The sequence below is a fragment of the Rahnella sp. BIGb0603 genome, assembly GCF_024808755.1.
Classification (GTDB): domain Bacteria; phylum Pseudomonadota; class Gammaproteobacteria; order Enterobacterales; family Enterobacteriaceae; genus Rahnella; species Rahnella contaminans.
Genome location: NZ_JANUEX010000003.1, coordinates 332,091 through 349,850, shown reverse-complemented (window position 1 = coordinate 349,850; position 17,760 = coordinate 332,091). Strand labels below are relative to the sequence as shown.

35 protein-coding genes are annotated in these 17,760 nt (G+C 48.7%); 16 read left to right on the top strand and 19 right to left on the bottom strand.

Features of this window, described 5'->3' with window-relative positions; all coding sequences use genetic code 11:
- Positions 1–70: 70 nt before the first annotated feature.
- From M2403_RS10115 to M2403_RS10025, 19 genes are all read right to left on the bottom strand, one after another.
- Positions 71–502, bottom strand: a complete 432-nt coding sequence (locus tag M2403_RS10115) for a hypothetical protein (RefSeq protein WP_259229064.1) — start codon at positions 500–502, stop codon at positions 71–73.
- A 235-nt stretch (positions 503–737) separates the two neighbouring features.
- Positions 738–1,061 (bottom strand): hypothetical protein, encoded by a 324-nt coding sequence (locus M2403_RS10110; RefSeq protein ID WP_259229063.1) that lies wholly within the window; start codon positions 1,059–1,061, stop codon positions 738–740.
- Positions 1,062–1,088: 27 nt separating this feature from the next.
- Complete coding sequence (locus M2403_RS10105; RefSeq protein WP_259229062.1) at positions 1,089–1,505, bottom strand: hypothetical protein; 417 nt, start codon at positions 1,503–1,505, stop codon at positions 1,089–1,091.
- A 2-nt stretch (positions 1,506–1,507) separates the two neighbouring features.
- Complete coding sequence (locus tag M2403_RS10100) at positions 1,508–2,023, bottom strand: lysozyme (RefSeq protein ID WP_259229061.1); 516 nt, start codon at positions 2,021–2,023, stop codon at positions 1,508–1,510.
- Entirely contained in the window at positions 2,024–2,332 is a 309-nt protein-coding gene (locus M2403_RS10095; RefSeq protein WP_259229060.1) for a hypothetical protein, read from the bottom strand.
- Positions 2,333–2,593: 261 nt separating this feature from the next.
- Positions 2,594–3,082, bottom strand: a complete 489-nt coding sequence (locus tag M2403_RS10090) for an antiterminator Q family protein (RefSeq protein ID WP_259229059.1) — start codon at positions 3,080–3,082, stop codon at positions 2,594–2,596.
- On the bottom strand, positions 3,079–3,681 hold the full coding sequence (locus M2403_RS10085; protein WP_259229058.1) for a recombination protein NinG: 603 nt from the start codon (positions 3,679–3,681) through the stop codon (positions 3,079–3,081). Before M2403_RS10085 ends, M2403_RS10090 begins: the two co-directional genes overlap by 4 nt.
- Positions 3,682–3,948: 267 nt before the next feature.
- Entirely contained in the window at positions 3,949–4,254 is a 306-nt protein-coding gene (locus M2403_RS10080) for a MazG-like family protein (RefSeq protein WP_259229057.1), read from the bottom strand.
- Between the two features lie 202 nt (positions 4,255–4,456).
- A complete protein-coding gene (locus M2403_RS10075) occupies positions 4,457–4,876 on the bottom strand; it encodes a hypothetical protein (protein ID WP_259229056.1) in 420 nt (139 codons plus the stop codon).
- Positions 4,876–5,388: a YbcN family protein gene (locus M2403_RS10070; RefSeq protein ID WP_405047818.1), complete on the bottom strand. Its 513-nt coding sequence runs from the start codon at positions 5,386–5,388 to the stop codon at positions 4,876–4,878. Before M2403_RS10070 ends, M2403_RS10075 begins: the two co-directional genes overlap by 1 nt.
- Complete coding sequence (locus M2403_RS10065) at positions 5,327–5,890, bottom strand: NUMOD4 motif-containing HNH endonuclease (RefSeq protein WP_259229054.1); 564 nt, start codon at positions 5,888–5,890, stop codon at positions 5,327–5,329. The genes M2403_RS10070 and M2403_RS10065 overlap by 62 nt, the downstream gene beginning before the upstream one ends.
- Positions 5,887–6,345, bottom strand: a complete 459-nt coding sequence (locus tag M2403_RS10060; RefSeq protein WP_259229053.1) for a hypothetical protein — start codon at positions 6,343–6,345, stop codon at positions 5,887–5,889. Before M2403_RS10060 ends, M2403_RS10065 begins: the two co-directional genes overlap by 4 nt.
- A complete protein-coding gene (locus M2403_RS10055) occupies positions 6,338–6,643 on the bottom strand; it encodes a hypothetical protein (protein WP_259229052.1) in 306 nt (101 codons plus the stop codon). Before M2403_RS10055 ends, M2403_RS10060 begins: the two co-directional genes overlap by 8 nt.
- Entirely contained in the window at positions 6,640–6,990 is a 351-nt protein-coding gene (locus tag M2403_RS10050) for a hypothetical protein (protein ID WP_259229051.1), read from the bottom strand. The genes M2403_RS10055 and M2403_RS10050 overlap by 4 nt, the downstream gene beginning before the upstream one ends.
- Positions 6,990–7,232 carry a hypothetical protein gene (locus tag M2403_RS10045; RefSeq protein WP_259229050.1) on the bottom strand — a complete coding sequence of 81 codons (243 nt, stop codon included), beginning with the start codon at positions 7,230–7,232 and terminating at the stop codon, positions 6,990–6,992. The genes M2403_RS10050 and M2403_RS10045 overlap by 1 nt, the downstream gene beginning before the upstream one ends.
- A complete protein-coding gene (locus M2403_RS10040; protein WP_259229049.1) occupies positions 7,232–8,665 on the bottom strand; it encodes a DnaB-like helicase C-terminal domain-containing protein in 1,434 nt (477 codons plus the stop codon). Before M2403_RS10040 ends, M2403_RS10045 begins: the two co-directional genes overlap by 1 nt.
- A complete protein-coding gene (locus tag M2403_RS10035; protein ID WP_259229048.1) occupies positions 8,655–9,539 on the bottom strand; it encodes a DNA replication protein in 885 nt (294 codons plus the stop codon). Before M2403_RS10035 ends, M2403_RS10040 begins: the two co-directional genes overlap by 11 nt.
- Positions 9,540–9,717: 178 nt before the next feature.
- Positions 9,718–10,011, bottom strand: a complete 294-nt coding sequence (locus M2403_RS10030; protein ID WP_259229047.1) for a lambda phage CII family protein — start codon at positions 10,009–10,011, stop codon at positions 9,718–9,720.
- A gap of 115 nt (positions 10,012–10,126) precedes the next feature.
- Entirely contained in the window at positions 10,127–10,354 is a 228-nt protein-coding gene (locus M2403_RS10025; RefSeq protein ID WP_259229046.1) for a helix-turn-helix domain-containing protein, read from the bottom strand.
- Between the two features lie 98 nt (positions 10,355–10,452).
- Between M2403_RS10025 and M2403_RS10020 the strand changes: the two genes are divergently transcribed.
- The 16 genes from M2403_RS10020 to M2403_RS09945 all read left to right on the top strand — a co-directional run bounded on the left by M2403_RS10020 (position 10,453) and on the right by M2403_RS09945 (position 17,745).
- Positions 10,453–11,142 (top strand): S24 family peptidase, encoded by a 690-nt coding sequence (locus tag M2403_RS10020; RefSeq protein ID WP_259229045.1) that lies wholly within the window; start codon positions 10,453–10,455, stop codon positions 11,140–11,142.
- Positions 11,143–11,854: 712 nt separating this feature from the next.
- Complete coding sequence (locus M2403_RS10015; RefSeq protein WP_259229044.1) at positions 11,855–12,127, top strand: transcriptional regulator; 273 nt, start codon at positions 11,855–11,857, stop codon at positions 12,125–12,127.
- Positions 12,128–12,317: 190 nt separating this feature from the next.
- Positions 12,318–12,566, top strand: a complete 249-nt coding sequence (locus M2403_RS10010; RefSeq protein ID WP_259229043.1) for a hypothetical protein — start codon at positions 12,318–12,320, stop codon at positions 12,564–12,566.
- Between the two features lie 39 nt (positions 12,567–12,605).
- Positions 12,606–12,926, top strand: a complete 321-nt coding sequence (locus tag M2403_RS10005; RefSeq protein ID WP_259229042.1) for a hypothetical protein — start codon at positions 12,606–12,608, stop codon at positions 12,924–12,926.
- Between the two features lie 22 nt (positions 12,927–12,948).
- The gene (locus tag M2403_RS10000; RefSeq protein WP_217154129.1) at positions 12,949–13,119 is read left to right on the top strand and encodes a hypothetical protein; all 171 of its coding nucleotides are present in this window, start codon (positions 12,949–12,951) and stop codon (positions 13,117–13,119) included.
- Positions 13,116–13,370: a hypothetical protein gene (locus M2403_RS09995; protein WP_259229041.1), complete on the top strand. Its 255-nt coding sequence runs from the start codon at positions 13,116–13,118 to the stop codon at positions 13,368–13,370. Before M2403_RS10000 ends, M2403_RS09995 begins: the two co-directional genes overlap by 4 nt.
- A gap of 179 nt (positions 13,371–13,549) precedes the next feature.
- Positions 13,550–13,681, top strand: coding sequence for a protease FtsH-inhibitory lysogeny factor CIII (locus tag M2403_RS09990; RefSeq protein WP_095922531.1), 132 nt, complete (start codon positions 13,550–13,552; stop codon positions 13,679–13,681).
- Positions 13,682–13,784: 103 nt separating this feature from the next.
- On the top strand, positions 13,785–13,988 hold the full coding sequence (locus tag M2403_RS09985) for a hypothetical protein (RefSeq protein WP_259229040.1): 204 nt from the start codon (positions 13,785–13,787) through the stop codon (positions 13,986–13,988).
- Positions 13,985–14,260, top strand: a complete 276-nt coding sequence (locus tag M2403_RS09980; RefSeq protein WP_259229039.1) for a hypothetical protein — start codon at positions 13,985–13,987, stop codon at positions 14,258–14,260. The genes M2403_RS09985 and M2403_RS09980 overlap by 4 nt, the downstream gene beginning before the upstream one ends.
- Complete coding sequence (locus M2403_RS09975) at positions 14,257–15,186, top strand: recombinase RecT (protein WP_259229038.1); 930 nt, start codon at positions 14,257–14,259, stop codon at positions 15,184–15,186. Before M2403_RS09980 ends, M2403_RS09975 begins: the two co-directional genes overlap by 4 nt.
- Positions 15,183–15,863, top strand: coding sequence for a YqaJ viral recombinase family protein (locus tag M2403_RS09970; protein ID WP_208950676.1), 681 nt, complete (start codon positions 15,183–15,185; stop codon positions 15,861–15,863). The genes M2403_RS09975 and M2403_RS09970 overlap by 4 nt, the downstream gene beginning before the upstream one ends.
- 3 nt (positions 15,864–15,866) lie before the next feature.
- Positions 15,867–16,145 (top strand): hypothetical protein, encoded by a 279-nt coding sequence (locus M2403_RS09965; protein WP_259229037.1) that lies wholly within the window; start codon positions 15,867–15,869, stop codon positions 16,143–16,145.
- A 20-nt stretch (positions 16,146–16,165) separates the two neighbouring features.
- On the top strand, positions 16,166–16,672 hold the full coding sequence (locus M2403_RS09960) for a hypothetical protein (RefSeq protein WP_259229036.1): 507 nt from the start codon (positions 16,166–16,168) through the stop codon (positions 16,670–16,672).
- Positions 16,669–16,890 carry a hypothetical protein gene (locus M2403_RS09955; RefSeq protein ID WP_259229035.1) on the top strand — a complete coding sequence of 74 codons (222 nt, stop codon included), beginning with the start codon at positions 16,669–16,671 and terminating at the stop codon, positions 16,888–16,890. The genes M2403_RS09960 and M2403_RS09955 overlap by 4 nt, the downstream gene beginning before the upstream one ends.
- Positions 16,887–17,237 (top strand): hypothetical protein, encoded by a 351-nt coding sequence (locus M2403_RS09950; protein WP_259229034.1) that lies wholly within the window; start codon positions 16,887–16,889, stop codon positions 17,235–17,237. Before M2403_RS09955 ends, M2403_RS09950 begins: the two co-directional genes overlap by 4 nt.
- Positions 17,224–17,745 carry an HNH endonuclease gene (locus M2403_RS09945; protein WP_259229033.1) on the top strand — a complete coding sequence of 174 codons (522 nt, stop codon included), beginning with the start codon at positions 17,224–17,226 and terminating at the stop codon, positions 17,743–17,745. Before M2403_RS09950 ends, M2403_RS09945 begins: the two co-directional genes overlap by 14 nt.
- Positions 17,746–17,760 lie beyond the last annotated feature (15 nt).

Here is a 17,760-nt window from a genome sequence, read left to right as displayed (position 1 = left end):
CCAACCGATAATTCAGTGTGTTTATTCTGAAAAGGCCACTCATAGAGAAGCCTTTGCAGAATTTTATAAATCAGGAGATTGCAGCAGCAGTAACCACGCCACCAGAAACTGAAAGTGTCACCGTTCGTGTTGCTGTACCAATTGCTACCAGTATTCCGGCAGTGACAGGAACGGACAGCGCTTGGGTGTTTTTTACTATTGCAGTTGTCGCTGGGAGCGTCGCTCCAGTGATTGCGCTCTGCACTACTGAGATAGTTGCCGTGTCTGTCACTGTGTTTACGCTATTGCGTACGGTGATAGTGGCGTTGTTGGTTGCGACTGCCTGATAGTCGTACATATCCGAGCTATTGCCCTGATACATCATCTGGAAGAAATCGCGGGGTGCGTCAGTGATGCGCATCTGACCCATTGGTTTCCAGCCGTCACTCATTGATGATGTGAGTTGCTGGTTCATTGAGCCGTAATCGCTTGACTGTAAAATCTTGCAGGCACTTATAGGCATTTTGAGACTCCTGTTTGAAAGGATTCTCCCTGGCACTTCAAATTAGAAAGGTTTCTGCTCTCAGAATGTCACGCCCTATTTCCGCGCCGCCTGACGTTTGCAACTATGTCGGGGAAACTCAGCCTTCCGGCCTGAAACCCTGCGTTAGTCATTGCGCTTATCTGATGGGCTTCACGGGAGGATACGCTTCATAGCTAACATCAGGGCGTGACAAGATGACCGGCTTGTTGTTACTTCAGGATAATTTCTTTGCCAGTGCGGCCAGGTCATCGAATACTACGTGTGCCTGAGCGCCCGCTGCTGTAACCAGCTCCTTTAATTTAGCCAGAACCACATCCACTTCTGATTGGGTGGTTTCTTCTGGTGTTGCTGCCAGGTCTGCTGTTGTATCGGTCATTTGAGTGTTCTCTTGGGTTTCGGCTGCTGCCGGTTTGATGTAGATGCTTTTCAGCCATGCGAGGAAACGTTTAATCATTTCTGTCTGGCCTCTTCGATTTTCTTGATGCCTGATATCTGGGTGTTGCAGTTCTGGATGTCTGTCAGCAAGAGTTCGTTCCACATCACTGATGCGCCGTAGGTTAACGGGTCACTTGGTGGAGGCGACGGCTGGCAAGACTGGAGAAGGCTGGCTGGTATCGGAGTTACCGGCACCTGAACGTATTGAGTTGTAGTGTGTGAGCAACTGGTCATTAACGGAAGCAGGAACAACAACCACAGCGCACGGCTCTGTTTGCAGAACCGTTTTAATGATGACCTGACGCGCCTGGCTTGAAGCAACGTTGGTTTTCTGTTCATCCAGAGTTGCTCCGGCGATGGTGTTGAAGATGGTCACAGACAGAGCCTGAGTCTTTGTGATGAACTCGGCCTGATTTTTGGCTTGAGTCGCCACTGAGATTTCTGATTGCTGGCTGATGGTCTTGCCGTAGTAATGGAATGCAGCCCAGAGCAGAACGCCGATCGTGAGAGCAAATGCCGCTGTGATACTGATGCGTAACCAGTTCATGCTCACCCCTTCAGGCACAGAGCCTTTTCTTTCTCACGCCGCGTAACTAGGCCGGACAGTTTTTTTCCATCTGCATAAACCCAGCGCGGGAACTCGTTGCAGGCTTCGATCATCTTGCCTTGCCTGAACTTCCAGAACATCGTGGACTTTTGCATCGCTCCACAGCCGACGTTGAAGGTCACTGATACCGTGGCATCAAACTGGCCTTGGTTCAGCTTCTTCCCGTTTGAGTATTTGTTCACGCAGGATTCAGCCTGGAGAATATTCTTCTCCCAGTCTGCGGCGATCTGCGCATCGGACTTCCTGACTCCGGCTTTAACGCCGTGAGTATTGCCAATGCCATCAGACAGTACGCCTGCTGGGCAAACGTATGGGTCACGCTGGCAGCTCTCCGCGTCACCAATAAGCTCTAGCCCTGCTTCGCTTGTTCTCACTAAACCACTCGAAACAACAATGGCAATGATGGTCATTACTGCACAGCTCGCGCCGGTAATTGCCTTGCCTCTGATGTTCGCCATTTAGTTACCTATATTGTCCATTACGCCTTTAACTTCATCAGCCACACCAGCGGAGCTGATAGCCGAATTGTCTTTTCGACCAGCAAGATAGGAGCGCAAAATCTCAGTGCGCTTCTCATCTTCAATCTGTTTGGCCTTCAGGGATTTCCTGTTATTCAGATATGACGCCAGTGATAACAGCGCGCCAAATACTGCAAGAATGACGTAGATCCATTGTTCAGTTGTAAGCCCTGCCGCACTGAATGTGGCCGTGACAATAGCCCAAAAGTGCGTCCAAAATCCGTCGCTGTTGTTTGGGTTCATTTTCATGATTCCGCTCCCATCGTTTAAATGGGCTGTGTTTCTGTAGTCGCAGGAAGAATAGAGCCTCGACCAACTATGGTCAGAGAGAGTGATAGGCTGATTGGTCGGGCTCTAAAATGATGGCGGGAAAGTTGTACGCCATAAACGCAAAAAGCCCCGACCGGTTAAGGTCAGGGCTTTGAAATTGGGCGGGGTGCTTACCTAAGACATACAAGTGGCACCTTACCCTTAAATAATGGCTCATTGGATCAGCGAAGTCAACACGTTCTATGCAACTTTCTTCAACTTCGTTACGGGTTTGCGGGAGATGAAAGCATTGTAGAGTGGTTGGTAGATCATCCAGAGTGATGCAGTGAGTATTTCATCTACTTCACGTCGGCATGTTACCAGCGAGGGCTTCTTGATTTTACCCCCTCCCCGTCCAGACATTTTGCGGGGAATTGCAGACTTGTGATAGTACGATGCAATTGCTCGCTTAGATGAGTTGTGAGAGTAATAGCTGAGAAGAATACCCATCGCCTTTGTGTCAATGCGGAGGACGGAATCTACGACCTGAGAAATCAACATTCCGTCATCATCATTGCACATCGGGCGATCTGGATAAGACTGAGGTTCCACGGTCGCCATGTACTGGGCTATCACGCTGCTCATGCGCTTTTCCAGTCTCCCCGAATAAACCCATGCGCCCCATAATTCCAACCAGGCATTCAGCCAGTCGTGCTGCTCTTTGGTTAAGCCCATCTCTCTGACGTTCATGCTGCTTCTCCGAGTTGTCTGAGGTCTTTTAGCTTCTGCTGATACTCAGCCTTGATGGCCTTACACTCTTCAATCGTCCAGCGGTGCCGGTCGTGGTTTCCTTCGATGTTTTCCACTTCAGCCAGACCAATGCGCCTGATGAGTTCTGCCCGGTACGGAACCAGATTCCCGCTTTTGTGCTGGTTGCATACGCTGCATTGCTTCCAGATTTGGCGAGGATCGAACCTTAGCTGTGGGGCTGCGGCCGTAGTTCGGTAATGGCCGGCATCCCATTGAGCAGCGCTCAACGTTCCACATGAAACGCAGGGAAGGTTCTTATCTCTTTCACGGATGTAGGCGTTTACGGCTTGCTGGGCTTGCTTGATGAAGTAACTGCGGGGTTGTACTGCGAGCTTTCGAATCTTAAGGTTTCGTCGTTCCTGCTGGGTGGTTTCCTTTCGCTGTCGTTCCTGTTTCTGTATGCGCTTCTGTCTGGCTTCGGTTGCTAACTTGGTGATTAGCTCTTCCTTGTGTTCTTCGTTGCACCACCACTCGTACAGAGTGCTTGGTTTGAAGCGGTTTTTGCATATTTTGCAGTTACGGCTTCTGGGTAATTTCATCACTCTCACTCCTCAGATGTTCAGAAACCTCTACGCCGCCCATTTCGAAGAAGCTCGCGCAATCGTTGCAGCAGTGCGTCTCGTCTTCTGCCAATGCCATGCCGCAAGAAGCGCACGGTGTAGAAGCAGGTTCTTTTCCATCTGTCATATCCGGTTATCTCGTCAGTAATTAGCATGTAATCTATTTCGCACTCTTCACAAGAATGCCCGTAGTAGTCTTGCTCTTCTTGGTTAAGAGGTGCGTGGCAGCGGCAACAGCGGGGGTTGTCAAGCAACGGATTCATCATCGTCTTTACTCCCAACTCGGTCGTAGTATTCGATAATTTGCAGTGCAACAGCTGCTATCTGAACCGCTTCTTCTCGCGCTGTGCCTGCATGACTCCCGCCGAAATCATCGTGGAGAATCGCCTGTGCCAACTCGCCAACCTCTTCGGTCAAAATGGTCTGCCAAACATAGGGATGTTGGTCACGGTCTAAACCCCACCTTGAATCCTGTTTGTCCATTTCCCTGATAACAGATGCGAGCGCTGGGCGCGTTTCATGTATGGATTTGATAATTGATAATTTGGTCATGATTTATCTCCACATAGGGTTCTGCCAGACGTAACTCTGCCTTGGCTCGGATTTGTATTCGGGTAACAAAGCAGATACGTACCAGCCTGTGTAATCGGCGGATAGTTGCTTTGAGGTTTGGATGTTTTGAGAGGTGTATTTCTGGATGAGGGTGTCGGCTTCGAGAGTGGTCATTACTGTGTCGTAGGTGAACCACGTGAGTTTAGCCATAGAACCTCCGAGCCATCACTTTGAGCACTGGGAGAATGGTGCTGTTCTGCCTGCATTCGTCGAAGATGGTGTTGATGCTGTCCGGTCGTTTTCTGCTGAGGAATTTCAATCCGTAGTGCCTTTCCCCTTCGTTACCACGTGAACGCACTACCTGCTCAATATGCGCGGTGCGTCGATTTTGGTCTTCCACTCCAACAGCAAGAAAGTGAGCTTCATCCCTGAAGTAGCGGAGTCCTTTAGAACGCCAGATGTCGCCAAGTTTTTCTGTGCGATTAACGATATCTGCTACTTGGGTGCGGGACAGCCCAATAAGTTTGATGAGTTCGCACATTTTCACGCCGTCTCGCTCTGCTACGTAGTCAGCAATCAGTTGCCTGCGAGCCATGAATCTTTCGGTTCTTATGTCAGCCATTACGCCACCTGCTTAAGTTTGAGTTGGTTGTATTCGCTGTCGTTCGGAACCGTCAACTTGCACCCGATGTTTAGCGCCCAGCCTTCTACCTGGCTGAGGAAATAATGCATGTCGCCGGTATCGAGGTCTGAGGTGTGTCGCAGCGAGCTTTTGACGGTTCTTTCACCCGTCACCACATCGACCATTTCGCGTTCTTCGTATCCGAGGTAAGTGTGCTTCATCGCATCTTTCACCCATTCTGGAGACGCAAAGGGCTTGCCACGCTTGATGAGATAAGCGCTTAGCTCTGCGTACCACATGTGTTGAAGGGAGTTCTGAGGGATGCTGCGCTTGTCACGCCACTCTGAGATTTTTATGCGGTAGCGTTTACCAGTGGAGATGAGATCGAAGAGTTGTTTGGTGAATTGGCCGAGGGTTGATTTGTGAAGACAGAAGTCTGGGATGCTCAAATTAGCCTCCGGAAATTTCTTCCTTTCTGAATGTGAATCCTTTGTGCTGTTTTCTAACACCATGAATGCACTGATAAACACATCCGTTGTTTAACCCAAGACCAACCATGTCCCTTAATCCAATGATTTCAAATTGCTTTCCACTAGAGATATCAGTGGCAATTATTCGCCATTTGATATTTCTAGCCCTGCATCCAAACCGTCTTTCCTTCAACCCGGAGCTCACGGCATGGTGGTTATTTTCCGAACTAGTTACCCATTCAAGGTTACATGCCGATGGATTTGATTTAATTCCATCAATATGATTAACCTGCGGCTTATTTTCTGGATTTGGAATGAAAGCTTCTGCCACCATTCGGTGAACTGTATTTTGTCTACTTTTCCCGTTCTTCGTTAGGCCAAGCACGAGATAGCCGGTACTTGCTAGAGCTGGTTTTAATTTTCTTTCTTTTCTTCTGATTCCGCGGGCATCGACTCGCTCCATGCTAATCACATCACCATTCTGAGTTACCTTGTACAATCCCTCGTAACCAACGACATCTTTCCAGACCTGATAACTCATCATTCACACTCCGGTTTAGGGGAGGCGGCTATTTTTCCGCTGCAATATGGGCAGTAAGTGATTTCGTTTTCTTCGATTCCGCCTTCTGTGAATTGCCATTCGTTACCGCAGCCGGTGGAGTAGACTAAATTTTCATCTGGGTTCCACTGGCACCCATCCTGCTCTGTATGGGCTGGCTGTGGGGTGGTGTAGAGTGGCTGATGGTTGCGTGCCAGCTCTCCATTTTCTGAACAGAATCCCGCTTTTATAGCTTTTTTGTTGCTAAAAACCACTGCGCTGCCAGCAACATCAAAAACCATCTGATTAAAAATTCCAACCGGCTTGGCCTGCTTTGCTGCTAGGGCTATGCGGATTAACGAAATTCCTTCCGATGGCTTTAGGTCTAACCTCGCATTCAACCCTAGGGATTCCAACTCTTTCAGCCTTTCTTCGCTGAACTGCTCTAAATCGTTATTCATGGCTTAACTCCTGCACCTGTAGAGACATAACTCCGGTCATTGTTTTAAGGCTGATGTCACGCTGCGTCATGTGCATGGATAACGGTTTGCCGTAAACATTCTCAATTGATTTCAGTACGGCCAGACCGAAGTTTGCAGCCTCAGCAATATCTCCATCACCAGCGGCGAAGGTATCATCTTGCAATGTGGTGAAAATCTTTCCGTCTTTCGATGAAATCTGAAACTCCAGTGTCCCGAAATGTCTGAGCATCTCTGCTGCGTTCATCACTGCGTTGTCAAAATAGGCGTCAGTCTTCATTCCGTCTTCCCCTTAATTCTGATTCCGTGGGAGGTGGTTAGGCTTGTATTGACGTCACCTTCGAATATCGGCAGAACGCCAACAGCCATAGCCCAGTTCTTTGCCTTCTCAGGGTCTGTCGTCTCTTCGGTATAATCAGCCATTCTCCAGCCAATGAGTAGTTTTTGAGCAGGTTGCTCGATTGCAGCGCGGGATTCTTTCCAGCCTTCCCACATTGCCGCTGCCATCATGAACCAAACCTGACCACAACCAGCCGCCTTCTTATCGAAGAACCAGTTAACAAACTCCATTGTCATGCCGTGTTCTTTTGCAAAAGCTTCTCTGTCAAATGCTGCCTTAGTGTCCATCACTCCATCACCTCTGCTTTGCGGCTTTCGAAAGCCTGCTTTGTGATCCCCTGCTGAATGCAGTTGGCAAATACCAATTCCATATCAAGCGTCAGCACCCATCGCCAGTTCCTGAACATCCTGCCTGATACATTGCGGCTGAGATTTTCCGCGCCTCCTGGCACTTGGCTAGGGAATTCATCGTAGTGGTCAATCAGCCATTCCATCGCGTCGGAGTATTCAACTGCGTCGTTGTAATCCATCAGAATCCACCTTTTTTGTTTATCTGTTGCTTCAACTGTTCGCGCTGTTCTCGCTCCTGACGCGCTGCTACTTGGTCGAGGTCGTAGATTGCACCGTCGCGCTGCTGGCAGAAAATAACGCCTGTCTTCCCGTGGCGGTTGAGTCTCAGGAGCAGTTCTGTTTCTTCCTGATTTAAGCTTTCATCGAATGCACCTTCACGATGGATGCCTACCCAGTAGTCACAGTCCTGTTCGATTTGACCGGTGTCACGGCTGTCGCTTGGTAGTGGTCGTTTGTTTACTCGCTTCTCCAGCTCACGGTTTAACTGGGTCAGCAGGACAACAACGCAGCCAAGCTCTTTGGCGAGATTCTTGAGCCCTTTGGTGATCATGCCGTAAGCCAGATCGTTACGGTCTGCCTTCTCGGCGGTCATCAGTGTCAGGTAATCAACCAGAACCATGCCGACGCTACCCTTCTGACGTTTCACCTTGCGGCTTTCTGCAACGATGTGTGCCAGTGATAATCCCGGAGTGTCGTCAATGTAGAGCAGGTCGAGTTCGCGAAGTCGTGAAGCTGTGTTCATGGCTTTGCTGAAGTCTGCGTCGTAATCACCCTGGTACTCTTCATCGTCGCTGGTGTTCAGATAAAAGATGTTCGGGTTAACGCCGGACTTCTGCCCTACCAGCTTTTCGAGGATCTGGTCATCTGGCATTTCGAGGCTGAAAAGCAGTGCAGGCTTCTTCTCACGAACGGCGCAATTGATAGCCATCTGTGAGTACAAAGTGGTTTTCCCCATCTTAGGCCTAGCACCAATCACGAACAGCGAGCCTTTCACCAGTCCTTTGGGAGAAAGCATTCTATCCAGCGACGGGATTCCACTGCTCAGGCCTCGAGCCTCACCTGATGTCGAGAAGCGCTTATCGAGATCCAACATCCAGTCATCCATCACCTCACCAAATGACCTGAGACCCCGTCGCGTACCGGTTTGAGCGTGATCCGACATTTGGGTGAAGATGGCTTGTGCCGCTTCGTATTTCTGTTCAGCTGTCATGCCGTCGTTGGCGTAGAACAACTCGGTAATTTTGTTGGCCTTCTCAATCCCGTAACGCTTCATGGCTCGGTCGCGAACGATGTTGGCATAGTTCACAATGTTTGCCGCGCTTGGGGTGCTCTTCTGAAGCTCTGCCAGATAACCGAAGCCGCCGACTGATTCCAGCTCACCTTTCGATTCCAACGAGTCAGATACGGTCAGCAGATCGATAGGCTTCTGCTGCCGAGCAAGGCTTCGCAATTCTTCGTAGATGATTTTGTGTTGTCGGCTGTAAAACGACTCAGCGCGGAGAGAGGAAAATACTTTCAGGCAACGGTCGCTGCCGTCATCCAGCATCAGTCCACCCAGAACGCTCTGCTCAGCTTCGATGCTGTGCGGGGGCAATACGATGTTATCGGTCATCCTTGGCTCCTTCCCGAACCTGCAGGTATGTTTCGTCGTTCAGGAAATACTCCAGCCCCTTTTTCTGCCACGTCTTGCCAGAGCGACTATCAGGTCGGTCTTCCAGCATCCAGCGGCAGTTGGTGGATATGTATTTCAGATAGGCTTTCCAGCTGTCCAACGTGAAAGGCTCTTTGTCCAGTTGGCGGGTAATCTTGCTGGCTTTCACCCAGAAGGTTTTTATCTTGTTCCTGCGTGTGTCACTTAGTGCTCTGATGCCTTTCGCTTCAGGCAGAATCTCGTGATAGGCAGAGACAACATCTTCACAACTGAATGACGGTTTTTTCTTTTCAGCTTTAACGATGACTGAGGGACTCTCTATTACGTTAGTAATAGAGTTATTAGTTAATTCTTTAGTTATGGATTTCTCTTGGATTTCCGTTGGATTAACCACCTCTTGCAGCCTTGGTGCGCGCGGCTCTCCGTTGGATTTTCCTTGGATTTCCTTTGGATTAAAAATTGACTGAAATTCGTCGTATTTAACCAGAGTAATGCGGGTGAAATTGCGACCATATGACTCTCTGGTAATCATTCCCATTCGGCAGAATGTGTCGAGAAGGCTTTTCACTTTGTTGTCTGAAATTCCTGTCTCTGTTACCAGAGTTGGCCTGCCAGTAAGGAACTGGCCACGACCAATTACCATTTCTCCAAGATCAGTCTTAATCACCTTGGATTCATAGTTTGCCTTCATGACGCAATGTAGCCACAGGTGTACTGCCTGAGAATCCTTGTACAGCTTGCTGTCCATGAATTGTCTATGCATGAGGGCAAACCCCTTACCGGTTGCCTCCGGCCTTACTGTGTCAGGTTGACGGAATGCCAGTACGTTACTCATCAGGTCGCCCCTTAGGTTTGAAGTTGCGGAAGATCTCAGCAAACCGTTTGCCGGTATCAGGGTGATCCATGCATGTCATAACGAACTCATCTGGAAGCGCAGCCCGCTGCTGAGTTCTTTCTGGGGGCTGGCGTGTCTTTCTCTTTTGGTGCATAATTACTCCTGTTGTTTTGTCCAGTTAAAACGACATTGTGATTTGCTCAGAAGCCTCTGTTACCGCAGGGGCTTTTTGCTTTGTGAATATCTTCGCCACTTCCTTCGCCAGCCGGGCAAGGTCATCGTCAACGACTCCCCACTCCAAAACAGCCAGTAGCATCGACATCCTTGGGATGAACGCTTCTTTCCAGCGAGATACCTGTGACTTATCAACCCCGATAGCGGCTGCAACCTCAGTTACCCCTCTTACTGCAATCTTGTTAAGCAATTGGCTCTCAATGACTCGGGCCTTGTTGCGTGTTGTTGTTACTTCCATGCGTGATACTTCCGTTAGTTAGTTGTGTGTTTACGTGTGCATACCGTGGGGTATGCCACTGTTGTTATTGCTCCTGAGTTCAGAGAGCTGCCAGATTGTTTAAAGAGCGAAATACTTAGGCGGCCTTTTCTGCCGCCGAGATGTAACGTTGCGGGTAGAGAATTTGCATCTCAGTAATCAAGCCTTTGAAGTACTGAGACAGCTTCTCTGCCGTTTCAAGCGAGGTAACCTGAATGCCTCGTTCGATTCGGCTTAGGTTCCCAACATCCAGATTTGTAGCAATTGCTACCTCAGCGATGGTGAGTCCTTTCTCTACACGCATTTTTCTAAGTGGCGTTTGCATATTGACCTCCATTAAATGCGCTATACGCATAATATGCGATGCAAATGATTTGCGCAAGGCGCTTTGCGAGGAACGCATAAAAGGTTTTTAATTAAGCGATGAAAATAGGCGACCGTATTAGACAAATCCGCACTGCACGGAAAATGACATTGCAGCAATTAGCCGACATTATAGATAGCGATGTCGGAAACCTCTCACGCCTTGAGCGAGGAAAGCAGGGGTTTAGCGAAGCGATGCTGCAAAAAGTTGCGGACGCTCTCTCTATTCCTGTTTCTGAGCTATTCTCTGATGAAGACGAAGATGATACTGTACATAAATACAGTGTTAATTCACTCGCCAATTCTAGGAGAGATAATGTGTATAGAGTTGATGTACTTGGTGTATCAGCAAGCGCAGGCGCGGGAAGCAGCTCAGGGGATGTTGTTGAAGTAATCCGATCCATTGAGTATGTGCCGGAATATGCAAAGTCTATGTTTGGCAATCGACCGCAAGGATCGGTGATGCTTATCAACGTGCGCGGCGACTCTATGACAGGAACCCTGGAACCAGGTGATCTCATATTTGTGGATACTGAGGTGACGTTCTTTGACGGGGATGGAATCTACGTCTTTAACTTCAATGGGGACACGTTTGTTAAACGTCTTCAGAAGGTTAAATTTGAACTCAAGGTGATTTCAGATAACAAAACGTATGAGACTTGGGCTTTAACTCAAGAAGAAATGAACATGCTCCATGTTCAAGGGAAGGTTTTAGTCAGCCAATCCCAGCAAATCCGGAAGCATGGGTAGCTAAAACCCCACATAAATTTGCGCTCCTCGCCTAATAACCCGCTTCTTGCGGGTTTTTTGTATCTGCGCATTTCCCACGCAAAAATTAAATTCACTTTCAAAACAAACATATGCGTCGATATGCTCTGATATTTATAAATATGCGTTTGACGCATTTGCGCATAACGCATATATTGAATCCATCGAAACGAAACATCGATACGGCAGAAGGAACTATCAGCCGTGTTGGACAGGAAGTCCGACTGCTTCTTTAACAATATGACTTCTCCTGAACTCAGGAGACCGAAGGAAAGTGCTTCGGGATGTGGTGAATGCGCAGGCTGATGCGCTTGAAGAGGGCATCCTAGCGGTGGGATTTTGCTTGCAGAGCACGGCCCTCTAATAACCGTAAAGCCGGAGTTCAGTACCGGCCACCACATCACCCAAGCACTTACCGAGGAACACATGATGAACAAGCAAGAATTTAAGAAACAGCGTCACGCCTATCGCTCTGCATGCGCTATTGCAGTCAAAAATAGCTGTAAAAAAACATTTTCCAATGTGCAAGAAGAATTTCCACTGATGGTTAGATGCCTTCCGAGCGACCGACCTGTCTCAATAAAAGTGTGGATGAAGCTTTGCAACATGAACGTAGACCAGCTTCGAAACCAGTAATTTTGACCGCTGCCCTTATTCGTGAGGGCTTCGGCAAGACCACTGAGAGGTAACACTCATGAACTCAAAGCAAAGGTATAACGCACGCCGCATGACGGCTCACAACGCAGCGAAAGCAGCTGAGATGAGCAAAGACATCCGGTTAGAAAAGAACGTCGCTCTGAGCCTCTCAGGCTGCTCAGCGAGAGTCTACAAAGCAACTATGTCATTACCGTTGCGCAGTAAAGAACAGGCAAGCGCAGACAATATCTGCCTGCCTCAAGTTGCCATTTTCGCCGCAGGTCATCGCAGCGATAAATACGAGCATCCATATCACGTTATTAAGGGGTGAGAGATGAATCCAAAGAGTTACCCACTTTCGTTAAGTAACGAGCCGCGCGCAGAGCGTGTGAGACTGATGATGAAGAAACTTATCAAAGAAGGCCACTCACGCAAGACGGCATTCCGTAAAGCTAAAGGGCTGGTGAGATAGCCCACGCATGACGCTTGTCAGCAACAGTAACTGCACTATGAGGTGAGAGATGGAAGTATCAGAGTTTATTGGAAAGGTACGGGACTATTACAATGATTGTTATTTGGATTTCCCAACCATTCAGGACGTTCAGGATTCTAAGTTGACCAATCTGGAACGACAGGAAGATACGATTGAAGGGTTCGCCTTTGTTCTCGTAGAGCAGTGGCAGATTGGTCTGGATGGCGATAGTTATAATGGGAATTTCTACTTTCCAGTAAGTGAAAATACTTACATCGTCATTCCGTTCAGCTGCTAACCCCCACCCCGCATCACATAACTAACTGAGACTACCGATATGAGTAAGCCGATTTCACAATTTAAGCCTGACGATGTGGTGTATGTCGTCAAGTTGGGCGTTCAGTTTCCTGAGTTCTACAAAGGGACTGTAGAGAAAGTTACAGCAGCACAGATTCAAATTAAGCGCTCTGGCTCATACGTTAGACCTGAGCGACCTTCAGTCTGCAAATTTTATGATAATTACCCTGACGCAAGGGCTGAGTTTATTAGGAAAAAGATTCAGGCTGACATTGACATAAATGAAAAGCAGATTCAGACCCTGAAAAACAAAATCAAGCAACTACAAGAAGCCACTGACCTTCCAGATAGATTCTACTAAACACCCCACCGGAGTCATCCCCATGAAGCTTGTAAACACTTTAACCGGTGAGCGTCTTTGCGTCGTAAGGATGGCTAACGGCTACGAATATGTACTTAAAAACAAAGCAGAACGCTCATCTGTTCGAATGAGTCATGAGCAGTATGAGAGGTTCTTGCGCAAACCTGAAATTAAGGTTGAGGAGGAAGTATGAGAAAAGAAACTGGCGGTGCAGCGTTCGCGAGAGCTGGTTCTGAGAGGAAAAGTGATTACGGCGACCTAATTAAATCGCTGCCACAAGACGGCATGTCTCTGCGTGACTACTTCGCCGCTAAATTCGCGCCCGCAATAGTCAGTAAATGGAACGGTGCGCATACCTTTGATGAGGGCGGAATTTCCTATAGTGACTGTGCCGAGCAAGCCTATCTTCTGGCTGACGCCATGCTCGTAGCCCGCAATAAGTGAGCCCCTTCCTGCTGCGCATTCACTGAGTGCGCATCGTGATAAGCGCCCCTTATCAACCTTCATGCTGTGAACCACTTCGCCCTGTCACCCCGCAGGGCTTTTTTATACCCGCTGCATCTCAAATATCCCTCTATTCAGGGTTATTCGACATGCAAATTAATCAACTAACGGAGTATCCCATGCATACCTTTTGTATAGCAGGGTGGCCTTGCGTGGGCTGCTCTGAATCACTGCTCGACCGCATCTGCCGTAACGCGAAGAACGCTGCAAAGCGTCTTATCGAAATCCTCAATCAGCCAGGGCATCCGTAATGGACATCAAACGAGCACTTCAGCTACTGGCTGACTTAGCCAAAGAGAAGCATGACGACATGCTTTTCCAGATGGCACGGAATCTGTTTTATCGGAGGCAACCATGAATATTACTTTTGAATGCGCAGACGTGAAGATTTCCGGCGGCACCATGGGGCGCGGCGTAAAACTCACAGTTGAAGGCGCTGAATTGAACTACGTGCTACCAGACAAAGAAATGCTGGCCTTCATGGATGAGGAAAACATTCGCGAATACATGGAGTCTCTCGGCTATCTGGTTGTGATGAAACAGGAGGACGCAGCATGAGATACAGCAGCTACGACTACATCAGAGACCAGCAGGAAGATTTGGACGCTGCAATCGAACGAGTGGAAGAAGACCTTCGCCAACGAACGATGAAGATTGCAGAAACCTACCCCGAAACGCCTCTCGAATTTGCCGATAAGTCAAAACTCACAGCTCAGCAGATTCACGCTCTGGACAATGAATGGGCTCAGGACGAGTACGCAAAGTTCATTGATGCCATTAGTGCGCATCAGGCTCACGGAAGAATTTCGAAAATGGAGAGCGCAGCATGAACCAGCAATTGGTTGAGCAAGTCTTTAACATCGTTAACCCACTCAGGGCTGAGTTCGAACAAGTTTGCTCCGAACCAAGCCTGACATTCAAGCGTGAATCAGAGTTTGCGATGCAGATATTCGCGAACAATGACTATCTGGCAGGCGTGGCAGCCAAGAATGGCGTGTCGACTCGTAGCGCGATTATGAACGTTGCGGCGATTGGCATTTCTCTCAATCCAGCGCAGAAGCTTGCGTATTTAGTGCCACGGAAAGGCGCTATCTGTCTGGACATCAGCTACATGGGGTTGATGCATATTGCCCAGCAGTCAGGAGCAATCAAATGGTGCCAGTCGGCGATCGTCAGGAAGAACGACCGCTTCATGCGAACCAGCATTGATAGACCACCTACTCACGAATTCAACGAGTTTGACACCATCGAGCAGCGCGGTGATGTGGTCGGCGCTTACACGGTAGTTAAGACGGACGAAGGCGACTACCTGACGCACACCATGCGAGCCGAAGATATTTTCTCAATTCGTGACCGGTCAGAAGCATGGAAAAAATACCTCACCGACAACACTAAGCGCTGCCCTTGGGTAACCGACGAAGAGCAGATGATCCTTAAGACAGTCGTAAAGCAGGCCACTAAGTATTGGCCTCGTCGTGAGCGTCTGGATGCGGCTGTTGATTACGTGAATACCGAAGGCGGCGAAGGCATCAACTTTAGCCAGGAACGCGGGCAGGAAAAGGATATATCACCATCCACCGACGACACCATTCAGGCGATTAATGAATTGCTCCTGCAAATGGATAAAACATGGGATGCAGACTTGCTCCCTATTTGCTCGCAGATATTCAAACGCCCTATCTCATCACCGGAACAACTCACCGAACCTGAAGCACTGAAGGTGGTGGACTTCCTGAAGAAGAAGGCAGCCGCATGACACCAGAAATCATCTTGCAGCGGACAGGGATTGACGTCCGCACCACGCAGCAGGGAAGCATTGACTGGTTAAGGCTTAGGCTGGGTGTCATCACGGCATCTGAAGCCGGAAAGGTCATCTCAAAGCCACGCAGCGGCACCAAGTGGACAGATACCAAGCTCACCTACTTCTACACGTTGTTAGGTGAGGTTTGCACAGGGAATGTGGTTGAGGTAAATGCAAAGCCTCTGGCGTGGGGGAAAGAATACGAAGCATCAGCAAGGTCGCTGTTTGAGTTTACCACTGATGTGAAAGTTACCGATGTGCCGATCATATTCAAAGACGAAACACTTCGCTGTGCATGCTCACCTGATGGTGATTGTAGCGACGGGAAAGGCTTGGAATTGAAAAGCCCGTACACCAGCGCAGTGTTCATGAAGTTCAGACTGGGTGGTTTTGACGCCATCAAGGCAGAGTACATGGCACAGATTCAGTACAGCCTCTGGGTCACCGGTAAGGATGCCTGGTACTTCGCAAACTACGACCCACGCATGAAGCGTGAGGGGCTGCACCACGTTGTTGTCGAGCGCGACCAGAAGTTCATGGATGAATTTGACGAGATGGTGCCGGAGTTCATCAGCAAAATGGATGAAGCACTTGCTGAGATTGGGTTTGAGTTCGGAGAGCAATGGAGGTGACCCGTGGCCTACAAATTCTGGCTCACAACAGAGATTAAATTCCTCAGCAAAAACATCAAAACAATGCCGCTTCCTGAGTTAGCAAAGCATCTGAACAGGACAGAGGAAGGGGTAATCAGGAAGGCTTATGAACTTGGCATTCAGCCTACTCAGCCGATGAATCGATGGTCAGCGGAAGACCTGCATATCGCCCAGACACTCCCGCCCGAAGAAGCAGCCGCCAAAACAGGCCGCACTCTGCAATCTATACGCATGAAGCTAAGTCGGCTTAAGGCCGCATAACCCTCTTTCAAGGAACACACATGAATAACGTAACTCGCTATGAATTTGAAGTTTATGAAGGTGGTGGTGAAACCGTAATTTCAGAAACAGGCGGCTTCGTAGATTACGATGACTACCTCTCCCAACTTCAGCAAAAAGACGCCCTGCAAACCTCTCTGAACAACATCATCAACGCTTTCGGCATCAAAGGTGAAGGCGCACACAGCAAGCTGGTCATTGAGTATGTGCATGGGCTGGTGGCTGAGAATGCGGCGCTGAAGAAATGCTGTGAAGCATATGACGCTGATGGCTTGGCTGAATACGGCGACCAATGGGAAGTCACTCCCCTTGAAACACCAGACACCGACGCCGCTATCGCTGAGATTAAGGCACAGGGCGTGGATGAGTTCGCTGAAACTCTCGGCTCTCCTTACGAAGAGCGCGGAGGAAGAACCTATGAAGACGGCTTTACCAGGGCGGTCGAAACTATAAAAGTTATTCGCGCTCCAGTATTTGCCCAGCATCTGCGCTCTGGGAGGAAGGGATGAAAACTCTTGTAATAGACTGGCTGACTCCATGCCCAAACTGCGGAAACAAAACCGCCCACGTTAAAACAGAGCACGGCAGCAATGATTTTCTGTTTGATGGTGATTCCGTTTCCTGCATGTCGGCCTGTGGAATGACGGGTGTCATTGAAATTTTCGATACTGATAGCGCTGACGTGATTTGGGATGAAATCGGATTTGATTTGGGAGCAACCTCATGACTGACACAACAGATATCAAGGCGCTGCTTAATGAGTTAAGGGTTACTTCTACTGAAAAAGCAGGGGAAAGTGAAGTTGCACGGAGAGTGTTGATCCTATTCGACCAGCTCGAAGCAGAACGCCAGCGGGCTGATAACTATGAGCAAATGGCTCATGGTTTAGCGACAGAACTTGAAGCGCTGAAAGGCGATCAGGTGCCGGTGGCTGAAATAGTAGTATCGAAAAACTGGCCTGATGTAGGGCGCAAGGTTATTGATTACTACCTTGAAAAGATACAACACCTGCCAGTGGGTACTCAGCTATTCACCGCCCCGCAAAAGAAAGGTAGTGAAGATGCTAACGATTGAGAAGCTCAAGCAGGTTCTAACCTATCACCCTGAAACTGGTCACTTCATTTGCAATTTATCCAGAGGAAAGCTCAAGAAAGGAGAAGTAGCCGGGTACCAGGATGAGGAGGGTTACATATCACTCTTTGTTGATGGTAAGAAATACAAAGCCCACAGGGCGGCTTGGTTTTACATGACAGGAAGATGGCCAGCGAAAGACATAGACCACATTGATAGGGTAAGAAACAACAATAGATTTTCCAACCTCAGGGAATGCACCAACAGCCAGAACCACATGAATAGGAGGTTTAGGGATAACAATACCAGCGGATATCGCGGTGTTACTTATTCGAAAAAGTATAAGAATTGGGTTGCTAGTATCTGCGTAAATTACATACGGGTTGGGCTCGGTTCTTATCAGGATTTGGAGCTGGCTGCTTTGGTGGCGGAAGAGGCAAGAGCCAAGTGGCATAAGGAATTTGCAGCAGATGATTCGGATGTTCACAGAGAAAAAACAATAGCCGCTTAAAGCGGTTTTTTTACG

Coding starts and splice junctions, on each gene's coding strand:
- M2403_RS10115 (WP_259229064.1), bottom strand. CDS start 502: ATGCCTATAAGTGCCTGCAAGATTTTACAGTCAAGCGATTACGGCTCA.
- M2403_RS10105 (WP_259229062.1), bottom strand. CDS start 1,505: ATGAACTGGTTACGCATCAGTATCACAGCGGCATTTGCTCTCACGATC.
- M2403_RS10100 (WP_259229061.1), bottom strand. CDS start 2,023: ATGGCGAACATCAGAGGCAAGGCAATTACCGGCGCGAGCTGTGCAGTA.
- M2403_RS10095 (WP_259229060.1), bottom strand. CDS start 2,332: ATGAAAATGAACCCAAACAACAGCGACGGATTTTGGACGCACTTTTGG.
- M2403_RS10090 (WP_259229059.1), bottom strand. CDS start 3,082: ATGAACGTCAGAGAGATGGGCTTAACCAAAGAGCAGCACGACTGGCTG.
- M2403_RS10085 (WP_259229058.1), bottom strand. CDS start 3,681: ATGAAATTACCCAGAAGCCGTAACTGCAAAATATGCAAAAACCGCTTC.
- M2403_RS10080 (WP_259229057.1), bottom strand. CDS start 4,254: ATGACCAAATTATCAATTATCAAATCCATACATGAAACGCGCCCAGCG.
- M2403_RS10075 (WP_259229056.1), bottom strand. CDS start 4,876: ATGGCTGACATAAGAACCGAAAGATTCATGGCTCGCAGGCAACTGATT.
- M2403_RS10070 (WP_405047818.1), bottom strand. CDS start 5,388: ATGGTGTTAGAAAACAGCACAAAGGATTCACATTCAGAAAGGAAGAAA.
- M2403_RS10065 (WP_259229054.1), bottom strand. CDS start 5,890: ATGATGAGTTATCAGGTCTGGAAAGATGTCGTTGGTTACGAGGGATTG.
- M2403_RS10060 (WP_259229053.1), bottom strand. CDS start 6,345: ATGAATAACGATTTAGAGCAGTTCAGCGAAGAAAGGCTGAAAGAGTTG.
- M2403_RS10055 (WP_259229052.1), bottom strand. CDS start 6,643: ATGAAGACTGACGCCTATTTTGACAACGCAGTGATGAACGCAGCAGAG.
- M2403_RS10050 (WP_259229051.1), bottom strand. CDS start 6,990: ATGGACACTAAGGCAGCATTTGACAGAGAAGCTTTTGCAAAAGAACAC.
- M2403_RS10045 (WP_259229050.1), bottom strand. CDS start 7,232: ATGGATTACAACGACGCAGTTGAATACTCCGACGCGATGGAATGGCTG.
- M2403_RS10040 (WP_259229049.1), bottom strand. CDS start 8,665: ATGACCGATAACATCGTATTGCCCCCGCACAGCATCGAAGCTGAGCAG.
- M2403_RS10035 (WP_259229048.1), bottom strand. CDS start 9,539: ATGAGTAACGTACTGGCATTCCGTCAACCTGACACAGTAAGGCCGGAG.
- M2403_RS10030 (WP_259229047.1), bottom strand. CDS start 10,011: ATGGAAGTAACAACAACACGCAACAAGGCCCGAGTCATTGAGAGCCAA.
- M2403_RS10025 (WP_259229046.1), bottom strand. CDS start 10,354: ATGCAAACGCCACTTAGAAAAATGCGTGTAGAGAAAGGACTCACCATC.
- M2403_RS10020 (WP_259229045.1), top strand. CDS start 10,453: ATGAAAATAGGCGACCGTATTAGACAAATCCGCACTGCACGGAAAATG.
- M2403_RS10015 (WP_259229044.1), top strand. CDS start 11,855: ATGAACTCAAAGCAAAGGTATAACGCACGCCGCATGACGGCTCACAAC.
- M2403_RS10010 (WP_259229043.1), top strand. CDS start 12,318: ATGGAAGTATCAGAGTTTATTGGAAAGGTACGGGACTATTACAATGAT.
- M2403_RS10005 (WP_259229042.1), top strand. CDS start 12,606: ATGAGTAAGCCGATTTCACAATTTAAGCCTGACGATGTGGTGTATGTC.
- M2403_RS10000 (WP_217154129.1), top strand. CDS start 12,949: ATGAAGCTTGTAAACACTTTAACCGGTGAGCGTCTTTGCGTCGTAAGG.
- M2403_RS09995 (WP_259229041.1), top strand. CDS start 13,116: ATGAGAAAAGAAACTGGCGGTGCAGCGTTCGCGAGAGCTGGTTCTGAG.
- M2403_RS09990 (WP_095922531.1), top strand. CDS start 13,550: ATGCATACCTTTTGTATAGCAGGGTGGCCTTGCGTGGGCTGCTCTGAA.
- M2403_RS09985 (WP_259229040.1), top strand. CDS start 13,785: ATGAATATTACTTTTGAATGCGCAGACGTGAAGATTTCCGGCGGCACC.
- M2403_RS09980 (WP_259229039.1), top strand. CDS start 13,985: ATGAGATACAGCAGCTACGACTACATCAGAGACCAGCAGGAAGATTTG.
- M2403_RS09975 (WP_259229038.1), top strand. CDS start 14,257: ATGAACCAGCAATTGGTTGAGCAAGTCTTTAACATCGTTAACCCACTC.
- M2403_RS09970 (WP_208950676.1), top strand. CDS start 15,183: ATGACACCAGAAATCATCTTGCAGCGGACAGGGATTGACGTCCGCACC.
- M2403_RS09960 (WP_259229036.1), top strand. CDS start 16,166: ATGAATAACGTAACTCGCTATGAATTTGAAGTTTATGAAGGTGGTGGT.
- M2403_RS09955 (WP_259229035.1), top strand. CDS start 16,669: ATGAAAACTCTTGTAATAGACTGGCTGACTCCATGCCCAAACTGCGGA.
- M2403_RS09950 (WP_259229034.1), top strand. CDS start 16,887: ATGACTGACACAACAGATATCAAGGCGCTGCTTAATGAGTTAAGGGTT.
- M2403_RS09945 (WP_259229033.1), top strand. CDS start 17,224: ATGCTAACGATTGAGAAGCTCAAGCAGGTTCTAACCTATCACCCTGAA.